Origin of the sequence: Thiomicrospira microaerophila, from assembly GCF_000934765.1 — a bacterium.
Classification (GTDB): Bacteria; Pseudomonadota; Gammaproteobacteria; order Thiomicrospirales; family Thiomicrospiraceae; genus Thiomicrospira; species Thiomicrospira microaerophila.
In genome coordinates, this window is the sequence record NZ_JYNN01000027.1 from 1,212 (window position 1) to 22,533 (window position 21,322).

A 21,322-nucleotide genomic window follows, 5' to 3' on the forward strand; every position below is an offset into this window, starting at 1 on the left:
GTAATTATAGGAAAATGGGATGGATTTTGCAATTTAAAAGTGGCTGTCCTTTTAACGTCCTGCAATTTAAAAGTGGCTGTCCTTTTAATTTTTACTTGGGTAAAAATAGGGCTTAGAAAATAAAAGACCCCGTAGTTTAGTACAGGGTCTCTTTTTTGTTTTTTACCCCTTGCTGACCAGGCCTGGTATGCCTTGCGGTTTACCAAGCTGGTGCTTGAGGGATCAGGTTAGTGGGCTAACACCGGAGTATTAGCGGTTGGCCTGTTTTTGCTAATCGAGGATTAAGCAAAGCTGCTAGCATTAATAGCGGCATCAAGAGATGCACCAAAGTCAATAGTACCGATAAGGTTAACTACAACAGTTGTAGAACTCGCTGCTGTATCCACTTCAAATATTTTGTATTCACCAACGTTAGTGTTATTTTGCACCATCAATATTGCATCTGTCTTACCTGCAACAATAGAAGTATTAGACAAACTAGCAGGTAGAAGTGAATCTATAGAAGCCTTAACTTTAGCCGCATCAAGATTTGCAAAAGTTGTACCGGAAATACCAGCCACTGCATCATAATTAGCCGCAGCAAATGTGATGATTGAAACTTTATTATCAGCAAAATCTACAGCACCTGTTGTAAATACGTTTTCATTCACAGCACCAACCGTTGTACCATAAGAAGTGAAGTCTAGGATATGGTTGCCTAGTACAGCTGCACCAGTTGTCACACCCGCATCAAAGAAATTAACAATTGAAACGGTACCAATTTGACCATCAAATTTAATTGTATTTCCTGTAACTGCAGTGTGTGATGACAACACAATTACATCATTACCTGAACCGGCATTGATCACTGATTGGTTTACAGTTAGATTATTAGATGATGTTCCAACATCTGGAGCTTGCACAACTTGAGCAGCTCCCAATGTAACACCAGGTTGAGCTACACCAGCAGCAACCGCTGTAGCATCTGCTGTTCCAGCAACAGGAACTTGCGGCGCACCAATAGATATACCAAGTTGGTTACTACCACCTACTAATGATTCAATCACTAGAGCGTTACCCGTTCCATCTTGCGCGCTTAGAAGTTGGCTCAAAACTGGCGAATCAGCAATGGCTTTTTTGATTGCTTGGTTTACATGGAACTGTGTCGCAACAAAGTTTGCACCTGTTGGTACTTCTACCACTGATTCAAAACCAGCAAAGTTTACCGTTAGGTTGGCTTTGTAAAGTACTTGTGTTGCAAATGCCGGTGCCGCACCAATTATCTCAGCACCTACAGTCCACGTACCTAAATTAACAGCAGCATTATTATTCACATAAATAAAGTCATCACCAGCACCGGTATTGATTACAAACTTGCCTTGACCTGTTACGGTTACGGTGTCGTTACCGGTACCGGTGGTGATCGCTAGGTTGTTGTGTAATGCTGTAGTGGCAAGTGAAATATTACCTGTATTAACAGTCACTGTGTTATTACCGTTACCTGCATTCACATCTAAGCGGAAGTCTTCACGTCCGGTTAAGCCGTTATCCACGTTTAAGGTAATGGTGTCGTTACCTGAACCTGTTGCATAGGCGAAGTCGGTTGAGAATACGTTGTTATAAGCAGGCGTGCTGTTATCAGCCGCAGGATCATTAGCGGTATCTGTTAGGTTTAGATATTTAGCAACAGAACCAACAGTACCTGCAGCATTGAGGTTCAGGAGTGCTGGTGCTACTGGTGGTGCTACAGATAACAAATTCACACCAAAGTTCATGTCGCCTTCCATTGAACGACCGTCAACCACGCGTACGTCGGTCATAGCTGTATCAATACGCAAATCGCCTTTTGCTGTGCCGTTTTCTACGTTCATCACCATTAAGCTGTTGTTTGTGGTGTTGATAGAGTTAATCCAGCTTGATTTTTCAACAGTTACGTTGAATTGCTGAATACCCTGTGAGTTAGCAGTTGACATGTTGCCGATAACTAGGTCACCAGCATCTGAACCACGACCAACGTTATCCAACACGATGTTAGTAGATGTTAATGCATTCAATTGTTGCTGTGGTGTAGCCCCCATGGTTTTAACCACGTTACCAGACACGGCTGTACCTGATTCAGTAATAGTGCCTGACGCTAGGGTTGCACCGGTTGAGGTAATGACGATTGGCGTAAAGGTACCTGCGCTTTGACCGACAGTGTAAGAGGTTGCGCCATCTGTAATCGCCGCTGAGAATACAGCTTGTTCTGCTACTCCTGTTGCCGCTGTTACGCCCGTAATGCCCGCCGCTGTAATCGCTGCGTTAGTCGCCGTTACAACATCTGCGTAGCTGGTTGCCTCAGACGTATCAACCGTCACCGTTGTTTCGCCAACATTGAACGTAAAGCTTGCGAAGCCATCAATTGGATTTTGAAGTTTAGCTACGTTTAAAACGTTTGCCATTTTAATGGTAATTGAGTTGCCGGTTGAAACTTGACCCACTGATGTGATGTATTCTTTGTCGAAATATACACGGTAGTCAGTATTGCCCGAATCGGTATCTTTCCAGCCAATTGTGGTTTCGTGAGAGTTAGAACGCACGTCTTCAATGGTTAAATCAGAACGTGAGCTGTTATTCCACCACTGCTGAACACCAGACATTAATTCTGCATCGATCACGTTGTTGTTGTTGTTAGCACCAGCACCAGCAGGATCATTATCGCCGTTGTTACCAGCGTTATTTGACTGTGAAATCACATTCACAATTTCAACAGAGTTGGTTTCTGCACGGATTGCAAAAGCTGATGCATTGCCAAGGGTAATGTTTAGGGTATCTGTTTGATCTCCACCATTAATAACATCACCAGATTGGAAGGTATTAGCGTTATGCACTAGATCTGCTGTAAATACGTTATCCTGACCATCTTTACCTGTCAATACATCTCGACCTGTAGTTAATTCAAGCAATGGATCTGAAACCCCTGGAACCTTCCCAGCCAGAGTCTCCAGTAACGCACCTGCGTCTTCGCCCTCGGCTAGGTTGCCAGACTGTACAAAACCAATTGATTTTTCAGCAATTTCAGTACGCTTGAACGTACCGTCAGCAATTTTTCCAACCCACCAAGAAACATACTCAGCTGAAGGTTCTGTGATCCCCCACACCTCAGCAAACATAGACTGAACTAGTGCTGTATCTGACGTTGGTTGAGATGCAAAGTTATCATTAAATGCATTAATGAAATTTTGAAGTTGTGACATTAGATTACTCCTTTAGAGATAAAAAAACTTGTCAAGTTTACAAGCCGTTCTTTTTGAGAATAGACAGGTTTACGACACACGATTCAGCCAAGAGTTTAGATCATTTCACTGTTTCGACGCTAGCAAACTTAATAAGTTACAAGCCTATTCCTTTAATTCAATCGCAATTAGACCAGATTAAAAGCCTTTTTGCAATTATTTTGCTGATTTTTTTTACGTTTGATTTCGCATGTTGTTTTTAAGACGTGCTTGTAACAAGATTGTCATTTTAGCACTTGATTTATATCAATTATTAATATGTTAGCTGTATATTTTTTATAATTGTTTTTTTACAGGTTTAACCTCCCTCTTTCTGATTAGGGTGCGCCTTGGACTTGGGTTCGAGGGCTGTTTCATTGGTTAAGTCGGTCTGCATTCCCACGCGGAGCGTGGGAACGAGGTTACTCCCCTGTCACCCTGCGCGAAGTCGCAGGGTCTATTGCCGCCAGCGGCTGGATCCTGCGACTTCGCGCAGGATGACGGCGCTTGGCTTGATGGCGGTGACGCGCAGGATGACGGCGCTTGGCTTGATTGTTCTTTGTCGCGTTGATGATGAATTTGCTTTAAAATGTTTTGTTTTTTGGTTTATTGACTGTGTTTAAACAATTTTTAGGGCTTTTTAGCCTGCTTGCGGCTGATCATCGCCGCCAGCTTTTGCGCTTGCAGGGGCTGGTGGTCATTTCGGCGTTATTCGAGTTTATTTCTTTAGCCTCTATTGTGCCATTTATTGCGTTGATTGGTGATCAGTCGCTTGTTTTTCGGGTGAATGGGTTGTTGTATGTGTATAACGCACTCGAGTTTACACAAACGTCGATCTTTGTCGCTTGGGTCGGGGTTGGGGTATTGGGGTTGTTGAGTTTGTCGATGGGCTTGTCTTTGTGGACATCTTGGCGACTGTCGTTGTTGGCGAGCCGCATGGGTGCGGAGATAGCGGATTGTTTGTTTCTATATTATATGCGTCAGCCCTGGTTGTTCCACAGCCTTCATCCTAGCTCGGCGTTGACGAAGCAGATTTCGACTGAGTCGGTGCGCGTGGCGCATGGGATGATTGCGCCGTTGATTTTGGTGAATGCGCGTTTGGTCTTGGTGGCAGTATTGGTGACGGGGATGATTTGGGTGAACCCTTGGGTGGCGCTGGGGGGCTTGGTGGTTTTTGGCCTGGCGTATGCGGTGGTGTATTTGTTGGTGCGCCGCCGGGTGTATCAGCAAGGCGAGCGGTTGTCGGCGATGGCGACGATTCGCTATCGTTTGATGCAGGAGGGGTTTGGCGGTATCCGTGATGTGTTGCTCTCGCATCGCCAGGGGTTTTTTATGGATCAGTTTGTCGCCACGAGCGATACCTTGGCGAGGGCGATTGGGGTTAACAATGCGTTGGTGTTGGTGCCGCGGTTTGTGGTGGAGTGGCTGGCGTTTGGGGTGTTGGTGGCGGTAGCGAGCATTTGGTTGGTGCTGGGAGCGCAGAGTTTGATGGAGGCGTTGCCTGTGTTGGTGTTTTTTGTGTTGGTGGCATTTCGGTTGTTGCCCGCGCTGCAGCAGGTGTATGCGAATCTAACGGTAATGAAGGGTAATGTGGCGGCGTTTGAGGCGATTGAGGGGGATTTGCGCCATGCCCGCGAATTGGAAAGTTCGCGCGCCGCGCAAGGCCGGACGGACAAGGTGGCGCCTAGGGGGTTGGTTGAGGGGGTTCGGTTTCGTGATGTGGGATTTTGCTATCCTAACGCCTCGCGCCCTGCTTTGGTGAAGGTGGATGTTTTTTTTGGTGCTAAACAGACGATTGGCTTGGTTGGCGCATCGGGTTCAGGCAAGTCGACGCTGGGGGATTTATTGCTAGGGTTGATTACGCCGTCAGAAGGCGTGATGGAGGTGGATGGCCATGTTTTGTCTAAAGAGGCGTTAGGCGACTGGCAACAGCGTGTCGGCTTTGTGTCGCAATCGATTTTTTTGTCGGGCGGATCGGTGGCGGATAATGTGGCGTTTGGGGTTGCGCCCTGTGAGCGTGATGAGGCGGCGGTGGTGCGGGCGTTGAAACAGGCGCAGCTTTGGGATTGGGTGTGCGGTTTAGATGATGGGGTGAATAGCTTGGTGGGTGAACGCGGCGTGCAGCTGTCAGGTGGCCAGCGCCAGCGTTTGGGGATTGCACGTGCGTTGTATCGTGAGGCGCGGGTGTTGGTGTTGGATGAGGCGACGAGTGCGTTGGATGGCGTGACGGAGCGCGAGGTGATGCAGTCGATTGGCGCGATTCGCGGTGAGGCCTTGTTGGTGTTGATTGCGCATCGCATAAAAACGGTAAAGGATTGTGATGTGATTTTTGTTTTGGATGGCGGGCGGGTGGTCGCTCAAGGTAGTTATGCGCAACTTTATGCGCAGTGTGATGTGTTTCGGGCGTTAGCGGATCATGGGTAGTGTGCGTATGCTAGGTTGGTTACGCGCGCGCTTGCCTGTGCGCATGGCAAATCGGTTGGTTTTTTGGCGCGATCGGTTGCGCCGTGGGTTGGCGGTTTGGGGGTTGCGCTGTGTTCAGGGACGCGGTGTTGGCTGCGCTCTGTTGTCAGGCGGCTGGCTGGGTAAACGTTTTAAGGGGTTGGCGGGCTTTGGGGTTCGTTGGCTTGATGAGGCGGATGAGGCACGGGTGGCGGTGTTGGCCCAAGTGCAGTTGGGTGAGGTGTTTGCGCCCTGCCCTGTTAATGGGTCTCAGGTACGGCGGTTGAATCAGGTGCCGGCAGTGAGTTTGTTTCGGTTTCGCCGTGGGTTGGTTCATGGGCGGTCTTCGCATGTTTTTTTGCAGGATGTGGCGGTGATTGAGCGGTTGCCGGAGGTGTGGGCGGGCGAGCATGATTATGCAACGGGGGGGTTGATTATTAATGATGAAACCCATGCTTTGCTGGATGCGTATTGGGCGGATACGCCCTTGATGCTGGATCGGGCTTTGTTTGTGGGTGGCAATGGTGCGCATAATTTTTATCATTGGTTGTTGGAAATCTTTGCTAAGTTTGGCTATTTGGATGCGCTGGCCGAGCATCTTGATGGTGAGGTGAGTTTGTTGTTGCCTCAAGAGGTGGCGGATACGGGGAATTTTTTGACGTGTTTGCGTTTGTTGCCTGCGTCATGGCGTGCGCGGATTGTTTTTTTGCCGGTGGGGAAGATGGCATGCGTGTCGGATCTGTATACCTTGAGTGCGCCGAATAATGTGTTGTTTAATACGGTTGGGCGCGGGTTGAGTTTGCGGTTTTTTTATTATCGGTTGGATTCGGTGCTTTGGGTACGGGAGGCGATTTTGCGCGAGGCGTTGTCGGAGGATTGGGGGTTAGCGCCGTTGGATCGGTTGTTTTTAGCACGCCGTCGCGGTTCGGCTCGGGGGTATAACCAGGAGGCGGTGTCGGCGTGTTTGGTGGCGCATGGGTTTCATCCGGTGTATATGGAGGAGTATAGTTTGTGGCAGCAGGCTTGGTTGTTTTTTCATGCACGGCACATAGTGGGCGCGAGCGGTGCGGCTTGGACGAATGTGGTGTTTGCTAATCCTAAGATGGTGGGGTTAAGTTGGCTGCCGGCACATTTAATGGATTTTGCGGCGTTTTCTTCGTTGGCGCGGTATGTGGGGTGTGATTTGCGGTTTTTGGCAACGGCGGTGGATGAGCCGGATTATTTGCATTCGAGTTATCGGGTGGATGTTGATGCGCTGGCGGCTTGGGTGGCGGCGTATGTTGAATAAGCTTGAAGTTGGTTTGCCGTTGGTAAGCGTGGTGATTCCGAGCTTTAATCATGCGGCGTTTGTGGCGGAGTGCATTGAGTCTGTGATGGCGCAGGATTATGCACGGATTGAGCTGGTGGTGATTGATGATGGTTCGTCGGATCATTCGGTGCGTGTGATTGAATCGTTGGTGAGCGGTTGTGAGGCGCGGTTTGAGCGGTTTGCGTTTTGGCATCAGGCCAACGCTGGCGTGGCGGCGACATTGAACGCAGGGTTGGCTTGGTGTCGAGGTGAGTTTGTGTGTCCGATTGCGTCAGATGATGTGATGTTGCCGGGCAAAATCAGTCGTCAAGTGGCGAACTTTGCAGATTGTGCGCCGGAGGTGTTGGCGCTGTATGGTGGTGAGCAGGTGATTGGGGCGGATGGCGCGGTGTTACGCGAACGGGATTATCCTCGGTGTGTGTATCGGTTTGAGGATGTGTTGTTGCGTTATTCGTTTTTGTCTGCCCCGTCGGCGATGTTTCGGTTGGCGCCGCTCAAGGCGATTGGCTATCAACCAGGCCTGGTTGTGGAAGATTGGTCTATGTCGTTGCGTTTGTTGGAAAACGGCGGTGTGTTTTTAAATACGGGCGAAGTGTGGGTGAAGAAGCGGTTGCATGATTCGAATGTGTCTTGGCAGTTTGAGGCTATTTGGGACTGTTCGTTGACGATTTTGGCGCGTTATCGTGACCATCGTTTGTATTCTAAGGCGCTGGCGAGGGTGATGGTGGCGCAGGCGTTTTATTATTTTAGGACAAATAGGCGCGAGGCTTTGCGTTGGCTTTGGCGGGCTTGGCGGGTGGATGTGGGGGTTGTCTGGGATCGGCGGTTGCTTTGGAGTGCGTATTTGCGGTTTTTTCGCTAAATAGCGAAATAGCGAAATAGCTGGGCGCGGGTTGTTTAGCGGGCGTTTTTTCGGGTGAGGACGACGAGCACGGTGAGTAGTAGGATGCGGATATCGAGGGCGAGTGACCAGTTTTTGATGTAGTGGAGATCAAATTCAACGCGCTTTTGCATTTTTTCGATTTTGTCGGTTTCTCCGCGCCAGCCGTTGACTTGCGCCCAGCCGGTGATGCCGGGTTTGACGAGGTGGCGTTGCATGTATTGGGGGATGAGCTGGCGGTAGAGTTCGTTGTGGGCTTTGGCATGCGGACGCGGCCCGACTAATGACATGTTACCTTTGAGTACATTGATCAGCTGGGGCAGTTCGTCGAGGCTGTTGCTGCGCAGGATGCGGCCTAGTGGGGTGATGCGTGGGTCGTTGGGTTGGGCTTGTGGGATATGGTCGCCGTTTTCGCAGACACTCATGCTTCTGAATTTGAGTACATTGATTTCTTTGCCGTCTAGTCCATAGCGGATTTGTTTGAAGAACACGGGGCCGGCGCTGGTGGCTTTGATGAGGAGCGCGATGAGGAGCATCAGCGGCCAGATTATGAGCAGTATCAGGCTGGCAAAGGTGAGATCAAATAGGCGTTTTAGCAATCGGGCGGAGATGGATTTGAGTGGCGAGTCGAACACGCTAAAGACGGGGATGCCGTTGAGGTTGGTGTAGTTGGATTGCATGATGTCAAAGCTGAATAGGTCGGGAACGAAGCGCACGACTTTGGTGGAGTTGGCGAAGTGGTTGAGCAGGTGTTTTATTTGCGCTTCTTCTTTGGTGGGTAGACAAATAAATACTTCGTCGTAGGTTGCGGGGTCTGGGCTTTGGACTTGGTGGTCGAGAAAGCCGTTAAATTGGTAGCCTAGCCAGGGGGCGGTTTGGAGCATGTTGGCGAGCTGTTGACCTATTTCGTTTTGGCCGCAGATGACAACGGTTTTTTTGATGCGAAAGAAGCGTCGGTAGCCTATTAGCAGGCTGATAATTAATATGCGATAGCCAATGAGTAGGGTTAGAAACAGGCTAAACCATTGAATAAGCAGTGCTAGGCTGAATATGGGGTCGAGGGGGCGGCTGAGGATGAGCAGCGTGCCGAGTACGGTCGCGATGAGTGCGGCTTTGATCGCGAGCGAGAGGATGGCGGTGATGGAGCGGTCAAGCCAGTCACGGTATACGCCGAGCAGTTGGGCGCTAATCAGATAGACCAGTCCAGCAAATAGCGCAATAAGAATGGGCTGGGTTGGGTCGTCGGCATGACGCAGGCCTTCTAGCCACATTAGGGTGAGAAGTGGCAAGCTCAGGTCGAGTAGTCGTTGAATCCATAATAGGAGTTCAAAGTCTTTTCTGTGCCCCACTCTTTTCTCCTTTTTGTTGTGCTTTGCGTAAGTTGCGTGTTGGTTGCTGTTGGGTGTTGGGTATTATACGGGTTGTTGGTTTTTTTAGGCTGATTTGTTGCTAGGCGTCGGTGAAGTGGTTTAGGCTTTGGCAGACGGCGTGTACTTGTTGATCGGTCATTGTTGGGCTGATGGGAAGGCTGAGCACTTGTTGATGAATGGCTTGGGTAATGGGTAGGTTTTGGTTGCTCCATTGTTTGTAGGCTTGTTGCTGGTGGGGGGCGATGGGGTAGTGAATGAGGGTTTGGATGCCCTGCCCTGCTAGGTAGGTTTGGAGTTTTTCGCGGTGTGGGGTGCGGATGACAAATAGGTGCCAGACGTGGTCGGTTCGTGTGAGGGGTGAGGCGGTTCGTGTGAGGGGTAAAACGATTGCATCGTTTTTAATGCCTTCTATGTACATTGTGGCGATTTGTTGGCGGCGTTTTGTTTCGGTGTCGAGGTGTTTGAGCTTGACGCGTAACAACGCGGCTTGGATTTCGTCTAGTCGGCTGTTGATGCCTTGGTAGAGGTTTTCGTATTTTTTGTGGCTGCCGTAGTTGCCCAGTGCGCGTAGGGTTTGGGCGAGTTGGTCGTCGTGGGTGGTGACGGCACCGGCATCGCCGAGTGCACCGAGGTTTTTGCCGGGGTAGAAGCTAAAACCGGCGGCATCGCTCCAGTTTCCGGCTTTGCGCCCGTCGATTTGTGCGCCGTGGGCTTGGGCGGCGTCTTCAATCACTAGTAGGTTGTGTTTTTGTGCGATGGTGTTAATGGCGGGCATATCGGCGAGTTGGCCGTATAGGTGTACCGCTAGGATCGCTTTGGTGTTTGGGGTGATGGCTTGTTCGATTAAACTTGGATCAAGGTTGTAGGTGTGCTCGTTTGGCTCGACCAATATGGGTTTTAATCGGTTTTCGGTAATGGCGAGGATGCTGGCGATATAGGTGTTCGCGGGCACGATGACCTCGTCGCCTTCTTTGAGTTTGCCGAGTGCTTTGTAGGCTCTTAGAATTAGAATCAGTGCATCTAAGCCGTTTGCTACACCAATGCCGTGTTTGGTGCCGCAGTAGTCGGCAAATTCTTGCTCAAAGGCGTTGACTTGACTGCCTTGGATATACCAGCCGGAATCAATGACATCCGTTACAGCTAGAATCAATTCTTCTCTGTATTGGGCGTTAATACCTTTTAAATCTAAAAATTGGATCATAAAATTCTCTTAAATTTAGCTTTACAACATGAAACACCAGAGCAAACGCATCTAAAGTAGATAATAAATCAACAGCTTACAGTCAGTTCTCGCTCCCACGTTGAACGTGGGAGCGCCTTGGACTTAGGTTTAAGCGCTGCTTCATAGGTTAAATCGGTCTGCATTCCCACGCACAGCGTGGGAACGAGGTTAATTTCTAAAACTAATTGGCTCATCTTGCCTCCTCGCCGTTTAACCCGGGTATTTCAGGTAACGGCGGTATTTTTGTTTAATTTGTAAATAGTCTTCAAGCTGGTAGTTGAAGTAGTAGTTTAATTCATCTTCGTGCGTGATGCTTGCGCCAAAGCGTTGGTGGAAGGCAATCACGCGTTCGTTGCCTTTTCTTACGTCAAAGTGGGCTTGCTTGTAGCCCAGTTTCCCGAAACCAAATTCGTAGACTAATAAGGCGGATTCGATAGCGGTGGTTTTAGGCGCTTGATCTTTTATTAGCCAGCTTCCCCAGCAGAATGAATCAGGTTGTAAATCATACACTCTGACTAGGCCTAGCTTTTCTTGGTGTTTGCTTTCTATCACAAAGTAGTATTCTAATCCGTTTTGTTGTTTTTGTTGATAGGCTTGTAACCAGGCCTGCTGTTTGGCTAGGTTGTTGTCTATGGGGTTGAGGTATTGGACTTTGTGCGGTTGACTTCTTAGCGCGAGAATAAAGGACGCATCTTCTAGGTTGACGGTGCGTAGAAGGATGTTTTTGCCTGGAACTTTGATGGAGTTAGCCATTCACTAGCTCGTAAAATGTTGCATAATCACGAATGTAGTCTGTTTCGTCATAGTATTCGCTGGCGAGTATCATGAGTACACAATCCGGTGTGAAGTCGTGCATTTCTCGCCATATAAGGTCTTCGAGGAGTAGCCCCTTGGTGGCGTTGTCAAGCCGGATGGTTTCTCGCTGTTTGCCGTTATCGAGTATAAAGCGACAACTGCCGGTTACGCAAACGGCGAGCTGTTTGAGGTTTCGATGGGCGTGAAAGCCGCGTGCAACACCTTGTTGGGTGTTGAAAATGTAGTACACGCGCTTGATGTTAAATGGTACGTTTTTATTGCCTTCGAGTGCAATGAGGGATCCGCGCTCGTCGCCAAGAGGTTTGAGGGAGATGGTTTTGATTAAGCTCATAGTTTGTACTCAATTAAATCTGCCAAATATTGCCCGTACCCGTTTTTGGATAGGGCTTTGACGGTTTGCATAATTTGTTGGTTGGTGAGCCAGCCGTTACGCCATGCAATTTCTTCGAGACAGGCGATTTTGTAGCCTTGGCGCTTTTCAATGGTTTCGACGAACATGGCGGCTTCGAGCAGGCTTTCGTGGGTACCGGTGTCTAGCCATGCAAAGCCTCGCCCGAGGAGTTCGACGTTTAAATCGCCACGCTCCATGTATATTTGATTGACGGTGGTGATTTCGAGTTCACCACGCCAGCTGGGTTTGACTTGTTTGGCGATTTCGATGACGTCGTTGTCGTAGAAGTATAAGCCCGTGAGGGCAAAGTTGGACTTTGGTTTTTCAGGTTTTTCTTCGATGCTGATGGCTTTTTTGTTGTCATCAAACGCGACAACACCAAAACGCTCTGGATCTTTAACTTGGTAGCCAAATACGGTTGCCCCCTTTAGCCTAGTGGCGGCGCGTTTTAGAATTGGGCTAAAGCCTTGCCCCCAGAATATGTTATCGCCCAATACTAAGCAGACGTTGTCATTGCCGATAAAGTCTTTACCGATAATCAAGGCTTGGGCTAATCCGTCTGGGCTGGGTTGGGTAGCATAGGTTAGGTGAATACCAAAGTCTTTGCCATCACCGAGCATTCTTTGAAAGCTGGCTTGATCTTCAGGCGTGGTGATGATCAGGATGTCTTGTATGTCCGCAAGCATGAGTACCGAAATCGGGTAGTAGATCATCGGCTTATCGTATACGGGTAAAAGTTGCTTGGATACGCCTCGGGTAACAGGGTATAGCCGTGTGCCTGCTCCGCCTGCTAATACAATGCCTTTCATTAATTTGCCTGTAATTTGGGGTTATTTTGTGACGGGTAAATCCTGAGGAGGTCTACAACTTAGTTCCTAACCTAGGCGCTCTACATAGTCTTTAAACTTGATTTCTAGATTATCCAGCAATCGGGTCATCCAGTCAATAAGCAGGAGTAGTTCTAACCGCGCTGTAATAACAAGCGCATCAAATACTTTTTGGCATCGAACTGCGCATGCGGCTGGCATAACCCGGTTGAATGTGCGTTGTTGGTTTGAGATGCCGCCTGCGCCGGCATGACGTATTTTTGGCTGCTCGGCCAGTCTGCTTCGGTCTTGGGTGGTTAAAATAAACGGGGGATGACTTGAATTATTTGCTTAGTATCCTTATGATGCAGGAGCATTTTTTATATTAAAGTTAAATTAAACCTATGAAACACAGTTCTCTTGTCATGGCGCTCGCCGGCGTTATGTTGTTTTCCCCTAGTTTGCAAGCGGCGGCATCGAGTCAACCCATTAGCTTGATTCAGGCCTATAAGCTTACGATTAACAATAATGATGAGTTGCGTTCAACCGCTTATCGCAAACAGGCGGAGCAGGAAAAGCTCCACCAGGCCTGGTCGGCGGTGAAGCCTAACGTTCGCCTTATTGGGGCGTATGGTTATGGTGAGTATTCGACGCAATTTCAAACTAATCAATCAGATAGCTTTTATCGTGGCTCGTTACAAGTTGTACAGCCGTTGTATTCCACGAGTGCATTTAGAACGATTGAGCGCGAGCAAAGTAATCAAACCAGTTTAGAAACGCAGTTTACGCAAGACCAACAAAATATTGCACTGCAATCGACTCAAAGCTATATTCAGCTGGCGGTCGCCGAGCGTAAAGCGCAAATTGCGCAGAAGCAGTTAGAAGACCACCAGGTTAAGTTTAGACGGTTGGAGGCAATGCTGGAACGCGGTTTGGCGACGCGAATGGATTTGCTAGAGGCGCAGTCTCGGTTGGATGAAATCCGCGCTTTGGTGACGACGTCAAATAATGAGGTGACGATTAGCAAGAAGCGGCTTGAGCGTTTAGTGGGGCAACCTGTTGCCGCGATTATGCCGGTGAATGAGAATTTATGGTTGCGGGCGGAGCGTTTGACGCAATCAGAATCGAGCTGGATTCGTTATGCGCAGCAGCATTCACCCAGTATTCAGGTTGCGCAGGCGAATCTGGCGTTAGCGAAAAAGGATTTGCAGGTTAATCGTGCGGGGCATTATCCTGAGGTCAATTTACGCGCCGAGTATATTAAGTCAGATAGTTATGAGAATACGTTTTTAGATAATAAGAAGATTCAAATTGAGTTTGGTTTCCCTTTGTATGAGGGCGGTGCGACGACTTCGCGTGTGCGTGCGGCGAATAGTTTGGTGACCAGTCAGCAACATCGTTTGTCTGATCAGCAGCGTACTACGCGTGTGCAGGTTGAGGAAACTTTGACGAAGTTGGCGGCGAGCACGAGCAATATTTATGCATTGCAGCAAAGCTTGGCATCGAGCCAGGCGTATCTTGATGCGGCAGAGCGCGGTTTGACGTTGGGCGTTCGTGGGTTGTTTGAGGTACTCGAAGCGCGAACACGGATGCATAACACGGAAAGCCGACTGCTTGATGAGATTTATGCTAATATATTTACCCAATTTGAGCTGCTTTATTTAATCGGAAGATTTGATCAACATTCTTTTACTGAATACCTAAAACTGGGTTTCAGTGTCGAGTCGTTTAAGCATTAATCTAGCCCCCTGCTTTTTACAGAGATTTCCATGAAAAGAACCCCAGAAAAAACCGAACTTCAACTTGCGATTCAGAGTATTCGCAAGGCTTTTATCTCGATTGGCATATTCAGTATGTTTATTAATATATTGATGCTGGTGCCGCCTTTGTATATGTTACAACTTTATGATCGCGTGTTGACGTCGCGCAGTGAAGATACCTTGTATATGCTGACCCTTTTGGTTGTGGGTTTGTTTATTACGATGGGCTTTTTGGAGTTTGTACGCTCGCGGATTTTGATTCGTATCGGTAATAAGATGGATCAGGAGCTGAATGAAAAGCTGTTTGCGTCGATGTTTAAGAAGTCGATTAATGAGCCTGGGCAGAATACGCCTCAGCCGTTAAACGATATGACTTCAATTCGTCAGTTTATGACGGGCAATGGGCCGTTTGCGTTTTTTGATTCGCCTTGGTTGCCCATTTATATTGCGATTTTGTTTGTGTTCCATGTTTGGTTTGGTCTTTTTGCGATTTTTTCTGCGATTGTGTTGATTGCTTTGGCGGTGGCGAATGAGCTGTCGACGAAGAAGCTATTGGCAGAGGCGAATGGCGAGAATATCCAATCAACACAGTATGCGGGTTCTTGTGTGAAGAATGCGGAAGTGGTGGCGGCGATGGGGATGGAGCCTAATTTACGCCAAAAATGGCTGCAGAAGCATTTGAGTTTTTTGAGCAAGCAGTCTGAGGCGAGTGATCGCGCGAGTATTTTAACGAATAGTTCGAAAAACTTGCGTTTGATGTTTCAGTCGTTGATTTTGGGGATTGGGGCTTGGTTGGCGATTCATAATGAAATCACGCCGGGGATGATGATTGCGGGTTCGATTATCTTGGGTCGCGCGTTAGCGCCGTTGGATTTGATGATTGGTTCGTGGAAGAGTTTTGGGGCGGCGCGTTCGTCTTATGGCCGGTTAAATGAGATGTTTACGAATTACCCTAGCCAAGAGCGCAATATGTCATTGCCACCGCCTGAGGGTAATATTTTGTGTGAAAATGTGGTGGTTGCGCCACCGGGTAGCCCAACGCCTTCGGTACGTGGCGCGAGTTTCTCAGTGCAGAAAGGCGAGATCGTGGCGATTATTGGCCCGAGTGCCGCTGGTAAGTCGTCGTTGATTCGCGCGATGCTGGGGGTTTGGCCGCTGATGAATGGTAAGGTGCGCTTAGATGGCGCGGATATTCATGCGTGGAACAAGGATGAGCTAGGGCCTTATGTTGGCTATTTGCCACAGGATATTGAGTTGTTTGCGGGCACGATTAGCGAGAACATTGCACGCTTTAGCCAGGTTGACCCGACGAAGGTGGTGCAAGCGGCCAAGTTGGCTGGGGTGCATGAGCTGATTTTGCGCTTGCCGAATGGTTATGATACTTATATTGCAGGCAACGAAGGCGGTTTGTCGGGCGGACAGCGCCAACGTGTTGGTTTGGCGAGAGCCTTGTATGATCAACCGAAGTTGGTGATTTTAGATGAGCCTAATTCTAACTTAGACGATCAGGGTGAGCAGGCACTGTCTCAGGCTTTAGAAAGCCTCAAGCAAATGGGCACAACGGTGATGGTGATTTCACATCGCAAGCAGGTTTTAAAGCATGTGGATAAGGTGCTGTTGATGGCGCAGGGGCAGGTTCGTGCCTTTGGTAAGCGTGATGAGGTTTTACAAGCGCTTCAATCCGGACAACTTTCACTGGCCGATAAGTCATAATTAACAAGGTAAACAGCATGACAAAAGACGTCATTAAAACAGATAAGTCTGTAGCGCAGACATTAAAAACGCAAGCGACACAGCCCTCTCAGACCGGTAGCACTAGCGGCGTGCCGGCAGAACAACAACGCAAGGCTGGCGCCCTCGCCCCTCAGGCGGCGAAGTCCGCACCTTCCCAGGCCGCGCCGTCGGCGGATTTACCGCTGATTAACACGAATGATGGCCGTTATAGTCGCTATGGCTGGATTACGCTGATTGTGGTGTTTTTGTTTGGTGGCACTTGGGCCGCGACGGCACCGCTGAATTCGGCGGCGGTCGCGATTGGCGAAGTGGTGGTGGTTTCACACAATAAGGTGGTGCAGCATTTTGAAGGCGGCATTGTGTCGGAGATTTTGGTGGCTGAGGGGCAGTTGGTTGAAGAGAATCAACCTTTAATTCGCCTTAATCCTACGCAGGCCAAGGCAGAACACGCAATGGTGACCGGACAGCTCAACGAAATCATGGGCCTTGAGACCCGTTTGCGTGCGGAGCAAATGGGCGCTAAGCAGTTGGTCTTTCCTGAGTCATTGATTGAGATGGCGGATATGCCGGCTATTCGTCAAATCATGGAGGCGCAGACGGGGTTGTTTGAGGCGAGACGCACGTCTTTGCAGAGTGAGATTGATATTTATAACCAACGTATTCGCGCGCTTAATCAGCAGATTCAGGGTTTGAACGCGTATATTTTGACACTGGAAGAACGTATCGCGTCGTATGAGGTGGAAATTAGTGATTGGGAAAGCTTGTTTCGTGAGCAATTTACCGATAAGACGCGCATTACTGAAATGAAGCGTGAATTGACTCGGTTGCGCGGTGAGCGTGATCAAAACCGCTCAGAAATTGCACGTTTGAATGTGCAAATTGCTGAAACTGAAAATCAGAAGTTGCTTTCTCAACAGCAGATGCTGAAAGAGGTGGCGTCAGAATTGCCGCGTGTTCAGGCTGAACGGATGGATTTAACCTTTAGAAAGCAAATTTTGGAAGATCGATTGAATCGCGTGACGATTCCGTCGCCGGATACCGGGATTGTGAAGGGGTTGAATGTGTTTACCTTGGGTTCGGTGATTCGTCCGGGTGAAACATTGATGGAAATTGTGCCACGCACGGAGGATTTTGCTGTGCGGGTGCGGGTGAATACAACCGATATCAATACGGTACATGTCGGTTTATTGGCGGACGTGCGCTTTTCAGCTTTTAATACCCAAACCACCCATGTGATTGAGGGTGAGGTGGTGAATGTGTCAGCCGATAAGTTTGTTGATGATCGCCAGGGGATGGAGTATTTCGAGGTGCGGATTAAGATCACGCCGGCGGGTGTTGAGCAGATGCGCCAAGACGGTATTTTTATCTTACCGGGGATGCCGGCGGAAGCGATGATTCTAACTGGCAATCGTACGGTGTTTGGTTATTTTGTGAAGCCGTTCCAGGATATGTTTGCCCGCGCGTTTAGGGAGAACTAAGCCGTTTGTTGGGTTGCTTATAGGTCATCCCAGCGTCATCCCGGCGTAGGCCGGGATCGCTTGCGGTTGGGTGTTGCCGGTTAGTGTTTTTCGTTTAGGCTGGTTTCTAGCATTTGGTAGTAGCCATGGCGTGCGGTTTGGCTGATGGCAAGCTCGCTGTTTAGGCGTGCTAGCATTTGCGTCACGGCTTGTAGGTTTTGGATTTGCGCCCTCCCCTGTTCATCAAAATCATCCAGGTTATATCGCTTGTCATCAAACGTAATCACGTCTTTCTTTTTGTTAGCCGCGGCCGTTTTTTCTGGCAGATGCTGATTGAGCACTTGAATATAGCGGCTTTTTGCCATATTTGCCATCGCTAGTTTATTGTTGAGTTGTTGTATTTCATTGTCGGCAAACTGTAGATTCACAATCTGCTGCTTGACCTGCTCGGAAAGGCTTTCTATCTCATAAGATTGGCCATTAAAGGTGAGTTGCGGTTTGGTTGACATTGTTTTTTCCTCTTATTTCTTCGCACCTTGTTTGGGTGCAAGCGTTCTGAATTTAAAATTTAAAGCTGTCATCGTCGTCACTAAACAGTGTATCTAGATCCAACTCTTCGGGTACTTGGGCGGCTTGGGCATGAATTTGATGCAGACGCTGTACATTTTTTAATTGGTGCTCACTGAGCAGCTGGGCATAGGCTATCGCTAACACGCCGGTTTTGTTTAACTGGCCGACTTGCGCTGGCGCAAGCGCTTTGAGTTTGGTTTCGTCTATTTTATACAATCCTTTTAGCGGAATGGTTTGGTTATCCGAGGTTTTGATTTGAATATTCCATTCACAAAGTAGGTCTTGCTCGGCGAGCTGGTCAACAGCATGCTGGGTTTGTGCTTGACTTTTTTCGGTCATTTCTAGGAATTGTAGTGTGTTTTTGAGGATTTGGCTGGGTTGACCTTGTTCAAAGAAAGGCACGACATCCAATTCTTGCTCGTTTTTTAAGAGCTCGCTTTCTATATCAAAACACAGTACTTTTTTGTCGCTTGATGCGTCTTTAATTAAGGCAAAGGGATAGCCACGATAGTGCGCCGGCACATAACCGAGTAACCATTTTTGGTTTTCAGGGTGCAATAGGACATTTTGATTTGGCGATAGACCTTGAAGTGCTACCAGCTGGTAGCTGCTTGTGTTCGCGCCCTGCTTTACAAAACAAAGTGGCAGGTAAGGCATGATATGCGCTAGCTCTTCCCATAGTATAGGGACGACCGTATCTTGCTGAGCATGGCTGTAATTGTCTTTTTTAATGAATCCCGACTGGGCATGTAGACTGGATTGTATGGCAATAAAATGGGGCATAGGCGTCCTCTTAGTTAAAATGAAAGGAAAATAACGCAGATAAATGGCATCGTTAAGGGTTTAACCCGGATGTTTGCGTTCCCACGCACCGCTGTGGGAGCGCGGTTATGGTTTAATTTTAACAGATATGTTGTTAGATTAAGGTTTAATTCGAGCGCAATCGAAAGTGCCGGCTAGCTGATGACCGCTTTCCGGCATGACGAACCCATATAGGCGCTGTTTGGATAAAAATCACTTGGCTAATTCTATCGCATCTAACAATTGATTCAGGTTGTTTTTTAAATACGCCGGGGTTAAGCGTGCGTTATCAAGTAGGTTAACCGATTGATTAAACGAGTTACCTAGTGAGGCACCCACCAGCTTGTATTGCGGATGAGTATCAATTAGATTCATTGAGGGTGCAATCGGGTTATCGGTTACGGTTCCTAAGCCAGTATACCAAAGCGGGTCCCCACCCAGGGTAATCGGACCTAACGCTAGGTTTCGGCTAGGCCCAAGCGGGAACATAAAAGACATATCTACACGCCGCCAGGTCATATCCGATTGTGTAAGCCCTAGACCGACAAGCGCATTACCCATTCTCACACGGCTATAGAGAATGGTTGAGCGATCACCTTCAATATAATCACCGGCTTGAATACCCAATATCAGCTTGCGTTGTTGCCAGTGTGCTTCAAGACCGATGGCATTATAATCGAGGGTAACATCCTCAAGCTTGTTCGCTTCCATATAGCCTTGGCGCCAATAGACTCGCCCATAACCCGAAAAAAGTTGATATTCGCCTTGGTTCATTACACCACGGAAACCATTATTACCCATTTTCAACTCACCCGCAGAAATCGTATTGACAAGCCCTGGAAAGGGTTGAAAAGACTGATGTATCATCAACTCTACCATTTGATCACTAAAGGCTTTGCTACTAAAAATACGATTCTCTTCAAAACCATAGGTGTTTTGGGTTGCTAGGTGATACACATTTGATATATGTGCCCCTTTCCAAAGGGGGATATTAAACACGGGACGAAAAGCCATAGAATAATCCCAATTACTCCATTCTGTACCATAGTATGCACGGTAAGCAAGTGTCAAGGTGATATCGATTTTTTCATTCGTGCGTGATTTGAAGAACCAGTCGGCTTGGGGTAGACGATGCGTGTGCTTAAATGCAACCTGTGTTCTGGCTTTGGCTGGAGAGAGGGTTTGGGCATGCTGCACCAGGTTGATAAGATCGGCACTGGACACTTGGATATTCAGCACTGGCATGCCGCGATTCAGTGTGTAGATGTCAATATGCTCATAGTGCTGAATTAAGGTTGATTTTGCAAGGGTGTTCAACAGCGCGCCCATGGCAAGGGTTTCACTCCAGTTGTATAATCTGTTTTCATAGGCGATAACAAGTGTTGAAGCATGGGATTCACCTATCTGAATACGGTCTAATCCGACCTCTTCCAACTGGGCTCTAAGCGTAAACGGGTCTTTAGGCAGCCGACTAAAGATGTGTTGGTGCTTTGAATCAGTCACCGATTGCTTTTGTGTTTCGTATTCTATCGGGCGAGATGGCACAGATGCGGTGGATTGAGGTAATGCGTTAGGTTGCGAGCTATATGGGCCCGATATTGGCTGTTTCACCGCCTTGGATTTCATCGGAGTGGATTTTAGTTGCATTTTATCTGAGCCAGGATTTCTTCCACCTACAGGCCAAGTTAGCCCAATATTAAACGCGCGAGGCTCACTTGGATGAGAGTTATAAAGCATCGCGCCAAATGTGATATCACCCTCAAAACCTAAAAAATCAATCCATTTGAGTGCAACACCGGCACGCTGACCCGAGGCGTCTTTTTCAGCATTAAGCTGAAGCCAATCCGTAGGCTGGTAGCTCATACCGGCAAAACCGCCGATTAACACGCCATTATCGCGACGTTGTTTTTCGGGCTTAACACTGTAGCCCACCGAGAAATCAAAATCATATAGGCGATAACTTGAAACGGCATAATAACGATTAAAATTCACCGCCAACCCGGCAATGTCTGTTGCACCAACCGCAAAGCGCCATTTATCGTTGGAAATATAGGGCAATTGTAGCTTAACGTTGCCGCTTAAATCGCGAATATACATATTGGCATAGCGATTTTTTTGGTGATCTTTGGTACTGTAGGCATGCAAAAGCCTTAGGTTTACTTCTAGTTTAGGATAAATACCTAATGAAACATTTATGTTTTCCCCCCTAGTATACTGATCCCGACGAAAAGACGCATCTAGCACATTATTATAGCTTAATGAAAAGTCTCCAAAATCAGCTACATCAGCAGTGGGTATATTAAATAGACCGGTTACGCCAAAGCTATTAATATTGTAAGCCAAGCTGGCGCTAGAAAACAGTGGCATGAGGAGGATGCTGGTTAAGAGGGTGTTTTTTTTGGCTGACAAAGACATTGAAAAGACCTAAAACTAGAATTAAAGAGAGTGGTGATTGTATTTCAATACGCTTAAGTTAAATCAATAATTCACCCGGATATTCTTCTTGAAAGACACGGGGGTATCACGTTAAA

At 48.0% G+C, this 21,322-nt stretch carries 16 protein-coding genes; 6 read left to right on the forward strand and 10 right to left on the reverse strand.

The genetic code is table 11. The features are described 5' to 3' along the window. Window positions 1-281: 281 nt before the first annotated feature. Complete coding sequence (locus NA59_RS09365; protein WP_044411473.1) at window positions 282-3,215, reverse strand: beta strand repeat-containing protein; 2,934 nt, start codon at window positions 3,213-3,215, stop codon at window positions 282-284. Between the two features lie 633 nt (window positions 3,216-3,848). Here NA59_RS09365 and NA59_RS09370 point away from each other — a divergent pair. From NA59_RS09370 to NA59_RS09380, 3 genes are read left to right on the forward strand one after another with little or no spacing between them, the layout of a single operon-like run. Beyond that, complete coding sequence (locus tag NA59_RS09370) at window positions 3,849-5,657, forward strand: ABC transporter ATP-binding protein (RefSeq protein WP_044411476.1); 1,809 nt, start codon at window positions 3,849-3,851, stop codon at window positions 5,655-5,657. Continuing rightward, window positions 5,650-6,963 carry a glycosyltransferase family 61 protein gene (locus tag NA59_RS09375; protein WP_044411479.1) on the forward strand — a complete coding sequence of 438 codons (1,314 nt, stop codon included), beginning with the start codon at window positions 5,650-5,652 and terminating at the stop codon, window positions 6,961-6,963. Before NA59_RS09370 ends, NA59_RS09375 begins: the two co-directional genes overlap by 8 nt. Further along, the gene (locus NA59_RS09380; RefSeq protein WP_052501581.1) at window positions 6,953-7,846 is read left to right on the forward strand and encodes a glycosyltransferase family 2 protein; all 894 of its coding nucleotides are present in this window, start codon (window positions 6,953-6,955) and stop codon (window positions 7,844-7,846) included. Before NA59_RS09375 ends, NA59_RS09380 begins: the two co-directional genes overlap by 11 nt. 35 nt (window positions 7,847-7,881) lie before the next feature. Here NA59_RS09380 and NA59_RS09385 read toward each other — a convergent pair whose 3' ends face one another. The 6 genes from NA59_RS09385 to NA59_RS15130 form a co-directional block, all read right to left on the reverse strand. Further along, entirely contained in the window at window positions 7,882-9,213 is a 1,332-nt protein-coding gene (locus NA59_RS09385) for an undecaprenyl-phosphate glucose phosphotransferase (protein ID WP_044411482.1), read from the reverse strand. A gap of 100 nt (window positions 9,214-9,313) precedes the next feature. Continuing rightward, window positions 9,314-10,435, reverse strand: coding sequence for a DegT/DnrJ/EryC1/StrS family aminotransferase (locus tag NA59_RS09390; RefSeq protein WP_044411485.1), 1,122 nt, complete (start codon window positions 10,433-10,435; stop codon window positions 9,314-9,316). 231 nt (window positions 10,436-10,666) lie between these two features. Then, window positions 10,667-11,209: a GNAT family N-acetyltransferase gene (locus tag NA59_RS09395; protein ID WP_044411488.1), complete on the reverse strand. Its 543-nt coding sequence runs from the start codon at window positions 11,207-11,209 to the stop codon at window positions 10,667-10,669. Next, on the reverse strand, window positions 11,202-11,603 hold the full coding sequence (locus NA59_RS09400) for a sugar 3,4-ketoisomerase (protein WP_044411491.1): 402 nt from the start codon (window positions 11,601-11,603) through the stop codon (window positions 11,202-11,204). The genes NA59_RS09395 and NA59_RS09400 overlap by 8 nt, the downstream gene beginning before the upstream one ends. Continuing rightward, window positions 11,600-12,472, reverse strand: coding sequence for a glucose-1-phosphate thymidylyltransferase RfbA (gene rfbA, locus NA59_RS09405; RefSeq protein ID WP_044411494.1), 873 nt, complete (start codon window positions 12,470-12,472; stop codon window positions 11,600-11,602). Before rfbA ends, NA59_RS09400 begins: the two co-directional genes overlap by 4 nt. Window positions 12,473-12,538: 66 nt before the next feature. Further along, complete coding sequence (locus tag NA59_RS15130) at window positions 12,539-12,691, reverse strand: hypothetical protein (protein WP_157792589.1); 153 nt, start codon at window positions 12,689-12,691, stop codon at window positions 12,539-12,541. Window positions 12,692-12,873: 182 nt separating this feature from the next. Between NA59_RS15130 and NA59_RS09410 the strand changes: the two genes are divergently transcribed. Genes NA59_RS09410 through NA59_RS09420 form a run of 3 tightly spaced genes read left to right on the forward strand, consistent with a single transcriptional unit; the run spans window position 12,874 to window position 17,441 of the window. Then, window positions 12,874-14,208 carry a TolC family outer membrane protein gene (locus NA59_RS09410; RefSeq protein WP_044411497.1) on the forward strand — a complete coding sequence of 445 codons (1,335 nt, stop codon included), beginning with the start codon at window positions 12,874-12,876 and terminating at the stop codon, window positions 14,206-14,208. 30 nt (window positions 14,209-14,238) lie between these two features. After that, entirely contained in the window at window positions 14,239-15,942 is a 1,704-nt protein-coding gene (locus tag NA59_RS09415) for a type I secretion system permease/ATPase (RefSeq protein ID WP_044411501.1), read from the forward strand. Between the two features lie 17 nt (window positions 15,943-15,959). Next, window positions 15,960-17,441, forward strand: a complete 1,482-nt coding sequence (locus NA59_RS09420; protein ID WP_052501582.1) for an HlyD family type I secretion periplasmic adaptor subunit — start codon at window positions 15,960-15,962, stop codon at window positions 17,439-17,441. A gap of 80 nt (window positions 17,442-17,521) precedes the next feature. Here NA59_RS09420 and NA59_RS14385 read toward each other — a convergent pair whose 3' ends face one another. The 3 genes from NA59_RS14385 to NA59_RS09440 form a co-directional block, all read right to left on the reverse strand. Next, window positions 17,522-17,929 carry a DUF6447 family protein gene (locus tag NA59_RS14385; protein WP_052501583.1) on the reverse strand — a complete coding sequence of 136 codons (408 nt, stop codon included), beginning with the start codon at window positions 17,927-17,929 and terminating at the stop codon, window positions 17,522-17,524. A gap of 52 nt (window positions 17,930-17,981) precedes the next feature. Further along, window positions 17,982-18,773, reverse strand: a complete 792-nt coding sequence (locus NA59_RS09435; protein WP_044411504.1) for a SapC family protein — start codon at window positions 18,771-18,773, stop codon at window positions 17,982-17,984. A 231-nt stretch (window positions 18,774-19,004) separates the two neighbouring features. After that, entirely contained in the window at window positions 19,005-21,206 is a 2,202-nt protein-coding gene (locus tag NA59_RS09440; protein WP_044411507.1) for a YjbH domain-containing protein, read from the reverse strand. Window positions 21,207-21,322 lie beyond the last annotated feature (116 nt).